At 44.4% G+C, this 10,848-nt stretch carries 8 protein-coding genes; all 8 read right to left on the minus strand.

The window, feature by feature from the left end; translation table 11 throughout:
• Nucleotides 1-6: 6 nt before the first annotated feature.
• The 8 genes from J6J28_RS07340 to J6J28_RS07375 all read right to left on the minus strand — a co-directional run bounded on the left by J6J28_RS07340 (nucleotide 7) and on the right by J6J28_RS07375 (nucleotide 10,104).
• Entirely contained in the window at nucleotides 7-2,268 is a 2,262-nt protein-coding gene (locus J6J28_RS07340; protein ID WP_301720817.1) for a heavy metal translocating P-type ATPase, read from the minus strand.
• A gap of 79 nt (nucleotides 2,269-2,347) precedes the next feature.
• On the minus strand, nucleotides 2,348-2,806 hold the full coding sequence (locus J6J28_RS07345; protein WP_126785270.1) for an ATPase: 459 nt from the start codon (nucleotides 2,804-2,806) through the stop codon (nucleotides 2,348-2,350).
• A 27-nt stretch (nucleotides 2,807-2,833) separates the two neighbouring features.
• Entirely contained in the window at nucleotides 2,834-3,205 is a 372-nt protein-coding gene (locus J6J28_RS07350) for a cation transporter (RefSeq protein WP_301720772.1), read from the minus strand.
• A 57-nt stretch (nucleotides 3,206-3,262) separates the two neighbouring features.
• Nucleotides 3,263-3,601 carry a P-II family nitrogen regulator gene (locus J6J28_RS07355; RefSeq protein WP_006956222.1) on the minus strand — a complete coding sequence of 113 codons (339 nt, stop codon included), beginning with the start codon at nucleotides 3,599-3,601 and terminating at the stop codon, nucleotides 3,263-3,265.
• A gap of 96 nt (nucleotides 3,602-3,697) precedes the next feature.
• Nucleotides 3,698-4,066 carry a hypothetical protein gene (locus tag J6J28_RS07360; RefSeq protein WP_034732787.1) on the minus strand — a complete coding sequence of 123 codons (369 nt, stop codon included), beginning with the start codon at nucleotides 4,064-4,066 and terminating at the stop codon, nucleotides 3,698-3,700.
• Between the two features lie 99 nt (nucleotides 4,067-4,165).
• Nucleotides 4,166-7,291 carry an efflux RND transporter permease subunit gene (locus tag J6J28_RS07365; RefSeq protein WP_301720773.1) on the minus strand — a complete coding sequence of 1,042 codons (3,126 nt, stop codon included), beginning with the start codon at nucleotides 7,289-7,291 and terminating at the stop codon, nucleotides 4,166-4,168.
• Nucleotides 7,284-8,813, minus strand: coding sequence for an efflux RND transporter periplasmic adaptor subunit (locus J6J28_RS07370; protein WP_173921186.1), 1,530 nt, complete (start codon nucleotides 8,811-8,813; stop codon nucleotides 7,284-7,286). The genes J6J28_RS07365 and J6J28_RS07370 overlap by 8 nt, the downstream gene beginning before the upstream one ends.
• 1 nt (nucleotide 8,814) lies before the next feature.
• Nucleotides 8,815-10,104, minus strand: coding sequence for a TolC family protein (locus J6J28_RS07375; protein WP_301720774.1), 1,290 nt, complete (start codon nucleotides 10,102-10,104; stop codon nucleotides 8,815-8,817).
• Nucleotides 10,105-10,848 lie beyond the last annotated feature (744 nt).

The raw sequence follows: 10,848 nt of genomic DNA on the forward strand, positions 1-10,848 counted from the left end.
GAGGAATCAGTGACTCTTCGCTTTGAAAAAGCGCAACCGATTAGCGTTACTCACTACCGTGAGTGACGAAAAAGCCATGGCTGCACCGGCAATGACAGGGCTTAATAGAATGCCGAGAAACGGGTACAGTACACCTGCGGCAAAAGGTATACCTGCCACGTTGTAAATAAAAGCACCGAATAGATTCTGCTTGATATTGCGCAGAGTAGCCTTACTTACAGCTACTGCATCAGCTAGACCATGTAACGACCCCCGCATCAAAGTAATGTCAGCACTTTCAATGGCTACATCCGTGCCCGTACCGATGGCGAAGCCCACGTTGGCAATAGCCAGTGCTGGCGCATCATTAATACCATCTCCCGTCATGCCAACGATTTCGCCTTCCATCTGCAGCTCCTGAACCTTTTTTGATTTTTCTTCCGGCAGAACTTCAGCGAAAAATTCTTTAATTCCTACTTTTTCAGCAACTGCTTCTGCTGTCGCGCGATTATCACCAGTAAGCATCACTACTCGCACACCGTTATCTTGCAAACGTTTAATGGCGGCTACGGAGTCGTCTTTTATCGGGTCGGCAACTGCAATAATTGCAGCTAACTCATTATCAACGGCAAAGTACATAGGCGTCTTAGCTTCAGCAGCTAAGCCTTGGGCTTTTTCAACAAAGTTACCGAGCTCAACTTGACGTTCACGCAACAGCTTTTCATTACCGAAAAGGAGGGACTTCCCGTCAACTTCTGCCTCCACGCCATGACCAGCGATGGCGTTGAAGTTCGAGACCTTACTTGTCTTAATCCCTCTTTCCCTGGCTGACTCAACTATCGCCTGTGCTAGCGGATGTTCAGAGCCAGACTCAAGTGTCGCTGCAAGTTGCAGTACGGTTTGCTCATCGTACTCACTCGCTACTAATACGTCGGTGACTTTGGGAGAGCCAAGTGTAATGGTGCCCGTTTTATCCAGGATCATAGCCGACACTTTCGACGCTGTTTGCAATGCTTCGCCATTGCGAATCAGCACACCTGCCTCTGCGGCTTTTCCTACACCCACCATTACCGACATAGGCGTAGCCAGACCTAATGCGCAAGGGCAAGCAATAATCAAAACGGTAGTCGCTGACACCACGGCAAAGGCTAGTGCCGGCTCAGGCCCAAAGTTAAGCCAAGCTAGAGCACTGATAACAGCAATAATCATAACAACAGGCACAAAGTAGGCTGAAATAATATCGGCAAGACGACCAATTGGGGGCTTAGAGTTTTGCGCCCGTTTCACCATGTTAATAATTTGAGCAAGTGCTGTATCTTTACCGACTCTCGTCGCTTGAAACAAAAAGGAGCCGCTCTTATTTATAGTTCCAGCCACGATTTTATCACCAGCAGCTTTTTCCACTGGCATGGGTTCACCCGTTAACATAGATTCGTCAACGGTGGTATTTCCCTCGGTTACCTCCCCATCTACGGGAATTTTTTCTCCCGGACGGACACGCACTAAATCGCCCTGAAGTACTTTTTCGATGGCGATATCCAATTGTTTATCGTCACGAATCACCCTAGCTGTTTTGGCCTGCAAACCAATGAGACGCTTTATGGCTTCGGACGTGCGCCCACGAGCTTTCAGTTCAAGTGCCAACCCCAGATTGATCAAACCGATAATCATCGCAGTCGCTTCAAAGTAAACGTGACGCGCCATTTCCGGAACCAGGTGTGGAACGATTACAACCACCATAGAATACAACCAGGCTGTACCAGTACCAAGCGCGATCAGCGTATCCATATTAGCGGAATGATTTTTCAGGGATTGCCAGGCACCAACAAAGAAGTGTTTGCCAGAGAAATAAAGTACACCTAACGTTAGAATACCTACGACTAACCATGTCACACGTTCTGAGGTAGTGGTAACCGTCATTTCACCAACAAAAAGGCTATAAATCATTAGGGGTACACCTAACGACAGCGCGACGGTCATCTCACGCATCAGTCGCTTATAGTAAGCCCAGTCGGCTTGCTCTTTTTCTGCCAACGCATCATCGCCACTTTGGGAACTGGCTACTTTAGCGCTATACCCCGCCTTCTCTACCGCTTTCACTAAAGCGCTCGGACTTGCTGTTCCTGTCACACTGACTGTTCGCTGCGCAAAGTTCATCTCTGCATTTTCCACACCGGATACAGACTTTAATGCACTCTCGATTTTGCCAACACAACTCGCGCAACCGGCTCCCTCGATAATGAGTTCCTCAATGGAACGACTACGAACGTCCTCAGTTTTCACACCCATACCAGTGCTCCTTATTGACGGGAAAAAAGCCAAGCAACAGCTATTTCCCGTAAAGTACCAACGATAAAACCGTCACTCACTACATATCCGAAAATCGATTCGCAGTTTGCACCATTCGTTTTATTTCATTTTCTTCAACGCTCTTTACCGTTTCTAACAGCTCTTTTGCGCTGTCTATATCAACACGGGAATATAGGTGTTCATACAACTCAATGACTTGCTCATGATGGTTTACAATGTTCTCCATAATGTGATCAGTATCTAACTCTTTAAAAGGCGAATCACAGTGTCCATGCTCAACGATGGGATGTTTCCCAATATAGTCATAACACCAAGTGTCTAATGCATTTCGGTTTGCTGTACTCAAAAAACCTTCGACCATTCGCTCTAAGCTAGCCTCATGACCCGACACGTAGTTTAGAATCATCCGAGCTCGTTCATCTTGGTTTTGTTTAGAGCAGTGAGTAACACACTCCTTCAGGTTTTTGTGGAAATCAACGGTCCAACTCAGCACATCTTTGATTGTTTCTATTTGCATTTTTTACTCCTTACCTATAATTAATCGTTACTTTCGTTTGCTTTTGTTAACTGGCGGACTTCTATGACAACTCCACGGTGTATGTTCCGAATTATCTTTAATATTTTGGTCAATAAACTTGTAGTACTCTTCTTTCAGATGAGTCCACCACCCACTATTTATTTCAACACCAAACTTCCTGAGCTTTTCCTCTATAACATTGAGATCCACTTTAGAGGCATCATAAGCGACCGATAACAAGTTATGCTCAGAGTCATAGGCAACGCTATCGAGACCAACCAACAAGTCAATTTCTTTGATAGCTTTGCGAACTTCTTTCACACTCTCTGCGTTTAGCTTTAAAGTGCGGTTTACTAAGTTAATTTCCCGCACTCCTGCTCTATGATCGTTATTTGACATCAATACTGTCCTGTTAATTAAAACTACCAATACGTTTCAGGCAACATTTGCGCGGTGTTAACTTTGTAACGAAAGCTCTTTATTAGTGGCTGCTCGTTTATCGTGAACCCAGAACAATTCATCGATTGGCGAGATAGAAACTAATCCCTCGTTAGATACCCCAGTATGGGCCGCTTCAACTACCAAGAGGGCAACATCACGCGCATCATCACTGTTCACATAAACTTCAAGCTGTACGTGATCAACTAAGTGATCATCGTTATAGCTATCGAAGTAGTAACCCCGTCCTCGCACAGGAAACAGCGTAAAGCCGCTAACGCCACGGCCGATGAGAGCCTCTTCCACTGAGTCTTGTCGAAGTTGATCAAAAATAGCGGTAATTTTAGATAGGTTCATATACCCCCCTAAAAGCCCTAAAGCATATAGCTTATGGACTGTGTTTAGCCTAGTTACTTAAATTTCGAGAAAATCTAGAGTTGTAATTTAGTAGTGCTATTTCGGAGGGTAGTAAATATCGAAGAGTATTTGCTTCACATCACCTTTATAAGACACGGGATGTGGCAAGTTGCTAGGAGAGTTTATCGAAGTGTCGAATTGAATAAATACTAGAGGTGAGTTCGCAGAGTTACACTCTTCATCCATAGAGCATTTATCAACTACGCAGCAATAGCAGTCGTCAATGATAGATTGCTCACTTTCATCGCAATGAAAGTTATCTTTGCTTTCGTTGCTAACATCCATATGGCTAACACTTTTTTCGTGCTGTACATTGGAAGCATTGTTATAAGCAGGAGCGGCTGGGAAGGATAGCTGTATCACTATTCCTAACATAAGCACAACTAAAAATTTTGCTTGAAACATATGTGCGCTCCTATTGCCATGCTATAAATTAGCATACTACCACCTGCACATCATTGATCGAGATCAAAGGTGCGCAGGTGATATTTACAGAGTAAGGTATCATCTAACCTTAACGTCTTTCTTTCGCCACAAATAGTAAACAGCAGGTAATACGAGCAAGGTTAAGATAACAGCGCTGATCATTCCTCCAACCATTGGCGCCGCTATTCTACTAACCACCTCAGCCCCAGTCCCTGTACTAAACATTATAGGCAATAAACCAGCAATTGTAGAAACGGCCGTCATCATGACGGGGCGAACACGAAGTCCTGCCCCTTCCATTACAGCAAGAGAGAGACCCTCTTTCGTTAATGCTTTACCATGCTCTAACTGACTTTTTTCATATTCATTATAGGACTGGTTTAAGTAAGTCAGCATTAGTATTCCTATTTCTACAGTGACACCGGCTAGAGCTATAAAACCAACCGCTACAGCAACTGAGAAATTATAATCTAAAAGATACATTAGCCAGATTGACCCCACCAACGCGAGAGGCAAAGTTCCCAATATAATGGCTATTTCTGTAGCGTTTCGAAAATTCATATATAAAAGAACGATAATAATCGCGAGCGTTAACGGAATCACGTAAGTCAGTTTTTCCTTTGCCCTTTCCATATATTCGTACTGCCCGGACCAGGTAACTGAATACCCTGCTGGCAACTCGAGTTCTTGTTCTACAACCTTCATTGCTTTTTCAACATAAGTGCCGACATCAACTCCCTCAATGTCGACAAAAGTCCAGCCATTAAGTCTTGCGTTCTCACTTTTAATTGCCGGCGGTCCGAGTTCAACGTAGACATCAGCCACATCCGCCAAACTAATACGCTGCCCGTCTGGCGTAACTAAAGGTAGCGTCTTTAACTCTTCCGGTGAATCACGGTAATCTTGGGGGTAGCGCAAGTTTATCGGGTAACGTTCAAGCCCTTCAATGGTCTCTGAAACGTTCATTCCCCCAATAGCCGTGGCAACTACTTGTTGAATATCTTCAATGTTCAAACCATAACGTGCAGCCTGCTCTCTTTTTATGTCAACTTTGACATAACGTCCACCTGCCACTCGCTCTGAATAAACAGAAGCAGTGCCATCTACATCATCAAGTATTGCTTCAAGCTGCTGGCCGATCGCCTGAATTTCATTAAGATCAGCTCCGGCAACTTTTATACCTACCGGCGTTTTGATACCTGTCGATAGCATATCAATGCGAGTTTTAATGGGGTAAACCCACGCATTTGTCAGCCCCGGAAACTTTACAAGCGCATCGAGTTCTTTTTTCAACTTCTCAGTGGTCATACCGTCACGCCACTGATCTTTCGGTTTCAGTTGAATAAAAGTTTCAATCATCGTTAGGGGGGCCGGATCAGTGGCGGTATCAGCTCGGCCAATTTTGCCAAAAACCGTCTTTACTTCCGGTACCGTCTTTATGAGTTTATCTGTTTGCTGCAAAAGCTCTCTTGCTTTCCCAATAGATAATCCAGGATAAGTCGTCGGCATATACATCAAATCGCCCTCATCCAGATCTGGAATAAACTCACTACCAATTTTGTCAATCGGCCAGACACCAACAGCCAGGATAACAAGAGCTCCCACAACTGCTGTCTTTGGGTATTTCAAAATGCCTTTTAAAAGCGGTTTATACCCGGCGATCAATAACCGGTTAAGCGGGTTTTTCCCCTCAGGTGTTACCTTTCCTCTGATAAAATACCCCATCAACACAGGGATAACGGTAACCGCTAAGGCTGCACTAGCTGCCATTGCGTAAGTTTTCGTGAAAGCAAGCGGAGAAAACATTCGCCCTTCCTGGGCTTCTAAGGTAAACACCGGCATAAAGCTGACGGTAATAATGAGTAAGCTAAAGAAAAGAGCGGGACCTACCTCTGAAGCAGAAGCGGTAACCACCCGCCAGCGGTTCTCTGCGGTCAGTGGCGTTTTTTCCATATGCTTATGCATATTTTCAATCATGACGATGGCACCATCGAGCATAGCGCCAATAGCAATTGCGATCCCCCCAAGTGACATAATATTCGCGTTAATTCCTTGCCAATACATAACAATAAACGCGGTTAAAATACCCAGAGGCAAGCTGATAACGGCAACTAGCGAGGAGCGGACATGGAAGAGAAATATCACACAGATAAACGCGACAATAGCGAGTTCTTCTATTAAACTTTTCCAGAGACTTTCGACGGCATCCGAGATAAGCCCTGAGCGATCATAGACAGTGACAATCTCAACGCCATCGGGTAACCCTGCTTTTAATTCCTCTAATTTTTGTTTTACACCATCAATCGTTTTTTGTGCATTTTCTCCGAAGCGCATTACAACAATTCCGCCCACGGCTTCCCCCTCACCATTGAGCTCGGCTATACCGCGCCTCATTTGTGGCCCCACACCCACATCTGCAACATCTTTAAGCAATAAAGGCGTGCCATTAGCATCAACGCCTAGTGGGATATTTTCTAAGTCGGAGACACCTTCAATATAGCCGGAGGCCCGAACCATATACTCAGCCTCAGCCATTTCAACCACTGAAGCCCCCACCTCCTGATTACCTCTCTGGATAGCGTTTTGTATGTGAGCCAAAGGAATATCGAATGCGCGAAGCTTCTCCGGGTCAACTTTTACCTGGTACTGCTTTACCATACCGCCCAGCGCGGCAACTTCAGAGACACCTTCAACAGTTTGCAGTTCATACTTTAAAAACCAGTCTTGCATACTGCGTAATTCACTCAAGTTGTGGTTACCCGTGCGGTCGACCAAGGCATACAAATAAACCCAACCAACTCCTGTAGCATCAGGACCTAATTGTGGCCTTGCATTAGCAGGCAGTGTGGGAGCAACCTGAGATAAATATTCAAGTACTCGCGAACGTGCCCAGTAAGCATCTGTGTCTTCGTCAAAAATGACATAAACATAGGAATCTCCGAAAAACGAATACCCACGAACCGTTTTAGCTCCAGGAACTGATAACATAGACGTTGTTAATGGATAGGTAACTTGGTCTTCTACTACTTGTGGGGCCTGACCTGGATAACTGGTTTTAATAATCACCTGAACATCAGACAGGTCCGGCAATGCATCTACTGGTGTATTCTTGACGGCAAAGGCACCAACGCCCACAAGGATTAATGTCGCTAGAAGAACAAAAAATCGGTTGCTAACTGACCATCGAATGACTGACTTAATCATGGTTATGCTCCTGCTCTGTCACTTGTTCTTGCTCAGGAATATGAATCGATGTGAGCTGGTAACGTTGCTTACCTACTTGTGAAATTTCCGCATGTAAGGACAAACCGGCGCTGAGCTTTGAGAGTTCAACATCATCAGCGACATCGAAGTCCATCGTCATTGCAGGCCAGTCCCACTCAGGAATCTCACCGTGATTCAGCGTAACCATCGAATGTTGAGGCATAACACTTTTAACTGTTGCTTCGACCCAGACAGCTTCGACTGATACAGCTTCATTTAACATAGTGTCGTGGCTCTCGCTATCAGTGTTAGAGTCGTGGTTCATACGTTTAAAGTCGGAAGACTTACTGGACTCAGAGTCAATTAAGAACTGAGCCGATGTAACAATTTCATCACCTGCCATAAGACCCGATAAAATCTCAACTCGCGAGCTACCTAACCGCCCAACGTCAACATTAACTGATTTAAATTTCCCGTCGCCCAGTGCTAAGACAACTCGGTTCGAATCACCCATTCGAATAAGCGCTTCTTTGGGGATGACTAAGTTTTCGTCGCCTACACCAGCATTAATATTAAGATTCGCAAACATACCCGGCCTCAAAAAAGCGTCGGGGTTATTGAAGTGAATTCGAATTTTTCCCGTCCGGGTTTTAGAGTTAAGTGACGGATAGACGTAATCAACCTTTCCTTCCCAGTCTTTACCCGGAGCATACTCAAGATCCATTTGAACTTTATTACCTACCTCAACCTGGTTCAGTTGCCGCTCAAAGACTTCTGCAATAACCCATATTTTATCCAGTTGGGCAATCGTCATTAAGTTCATACTCGGCTTTACAAACGCACCTTCACGCACAGTCAGTTTATCCAATACCCCGGACTGCTTTGCTTTTACCGTAATTGTTTTCTGAATTTTATGAGTCTCTTTTAACTTCTTAATCTCAGGTTCAGAAACTTGCAGAGCTCTTAGGCGTTCTTCAGCAGCATCTAGTAGAACCTGATTACCTCTTTGCGAGGCCAATACAAGCTCTTCTTGCGCATTAACCATTTCAGGAGAGTAAATACTGTATAAAGGCTCGCCGGCTTTAACTGAGTTACCAACCGCTTTTACAAAAAGCTTTTCAATCCAGCCTTCAACACGGGGACTTACTGTCAGCACTCGGTTCTCATCAAACTGAACATAGCCAACTGTTTCGATATCCAGGTTGAGTCTCGAGGACGTGACGGTTGCAGTTGTAACCCCAAGGTTGTTAATAACATCGGGATCAATTCTCACAGTACCGGGTGAACTTTCTCCCCCATCATCGCCATAGAAAGGAATAAGGTCCATCCCCATTGGAGACTTTCCTGGCTTGTCTCTCCGATAATTTGGATCCATCGGAGCCACCCAATATAATGGCTCTTTTTTGGCATTATCCGATGAAGCATCGGAGCCCGCAGTTGACTGCATTAAGTAGCCAATAGCACCAGCGCCAACCGCAAACCCTACAGCTAAACTTATAAGAGATTTAGTGACTGTTTTCATTTTAAACTCCTGAGAATAATAAGTAGTTTGCTTCGGCAATCAGCTTTTGGCGGTTGATGGCGATCGCTAATGCATCAATTTTTGCGTTGACTTCAGCAATCTGTGAACGCACCGCCTCTGCAAAGTCGCCATCATCATTGTTGTAGGCTGTCAATGCAGCTTCAGACTGGGCGGACATTTGTGGAAGTAGCTCTTCACGATAAAGAGCAGCGCGTTCATTCAAACGATTCAGTTGTACAAAGGTACTGCGTAAACTGGCTATTAACTGTCTGGCAATCAGCAGTTTTTCAGTTCTTTTTGCTTCAGTTTTATACTTTGCCGAACGCACCTGTTCATCCTGCTTGTTATCAGTAAACAGTGGTATATCGAACGTAACTCCGACTGAAAACAAGTCGGCACGGTCAGTACCGCTTGGAGCATCGTTTCTATGACCATATTTAAGGTTGGTTGACCATTGTGGTTTATAACCTTGTTGAGCAAGCTCTATAGAAGTTTCCGACGCCGAAATGTCTTGATCGATAGCTTGCAAAACTGGGTGCCCTTTTATTAATTCGTACAAGGCTTGTTTAGGCATTGTTGAAGGCGAACTCAATGCTTCCTGTAGCGTAAGGTTAGGAACGTCATCTGGTAACTTTGATTTCGCTATAGCACCTATCCACTCCGACAGTTTGCTTTGAAATCGCTCCTCTTTCTGTCTTAATGAAGTCAATCGGTCATCCAGTCGTGTGAGCTCAAGCTGGGCCCTAATAACATCCTGCTGCCGTGCTTTTCCTTCAGTACTGGTATAACTTGCCTTGGCCGTCGACACTAACTGTTCAAAAAGCGCTCTATCGGATTCAATCAAACGGATACTTTGCTGAAAGAAAAAAACGTCTAACCACAACTTCGTTACCGTTGTTTTGACCTTAGCAATACGATCAGCCCTCAAAAGCGGTTGTTTTTGGGCCAATTGATTTTTTTGCTTACGAGACAACGATAGCGTGTCTCCTCTAGGAAAAGTTTGTGAAACACCTACGATCAATTGGGTCATTCCTTCCTGTCGTGAACTAAAACTGTCAACAGGGAAACTGGCTGCCGTGAGCGATATTTTAGGGTCAGGCAAACTGGAAGAGGCTATAGCTTCACTCGCGAATGCCTCTTGAGTTTGCTTACTTGCTGTTAGCCAGGGGTCTTCTTGTACAGCGATACTCACTGCATCTTGCAAATTCAAAAGCGGCTCTTGCGCATTAGCAAAATTTGGCACCACTACAGTCAGAACGCTTAAATAAGCCATTTCTCTTAAAAGTTTCATATTGTTACTCTCAAAAACTGTAAATTTTTAAATTAAACACAGACCAGGCTATGAGTTAGAGCGTAACTAGGGTTACTAGCGAAATCATAACTACAAAGACCGAGCCAAAGCTTAAAGCTGTGTTTTTACCTGGACGATAAACGCGCCAGGAGCGAGAAATTTAGTACTTTTTAAGAGTAGATTGGGGGCCGAAATAGCGAGAGAGAGTGCTTTTCTTTAATATTCGTATCTAAGAATGAGGAAGCGTTAAAAACCAGCTTCTCAATAGGCGGAACGGTGGATTGCTCAGAATAAACGACAGTAATTGACGGGCTGTAACAATGACGCATCATTGAATCAGAGCAACAGTTATCGGTAAGAGAGTGTGACACTTCGCAAGCTGCAAGATCGCAAACCTGCTCAGTAGAATCGTGCATACATGCCTTTTCCGTACTGGTAGTTTGTGAAAATGACATTGTTGTTACCGCTAATAGCAGTAGGGCAATGATTAAACGATACATGCGAAGCTTTATTGCAAAAACATGTTAAAATAATATCTCTTTGTCTGATAAAGATCAACCGATTAAAAGAAGTAGCCATAACTAGGTAATGAATCTAAGTGATAATACAGCTCCCATTGACGGTCCCCCAAGAAAAAGATCCACAAGGACGATGAATTTGGGCATGATAAAGACCTTACGAGGGCCACGTCATGAAATCAAAACGTTTTTCAGTCGAGCAGATCGTTTCCGCTATAAAACAGCA

This window comes from Pseudidiomarina terrestris (genome assembly GCF_030466375.1).
Lineage (GTDB): Bacteria > Pseudomonadota > Gammaproteobacteria > Enterobacterales > Alteromonadaceae > Pseudidiomarina > Pseudidiomarina terrestris.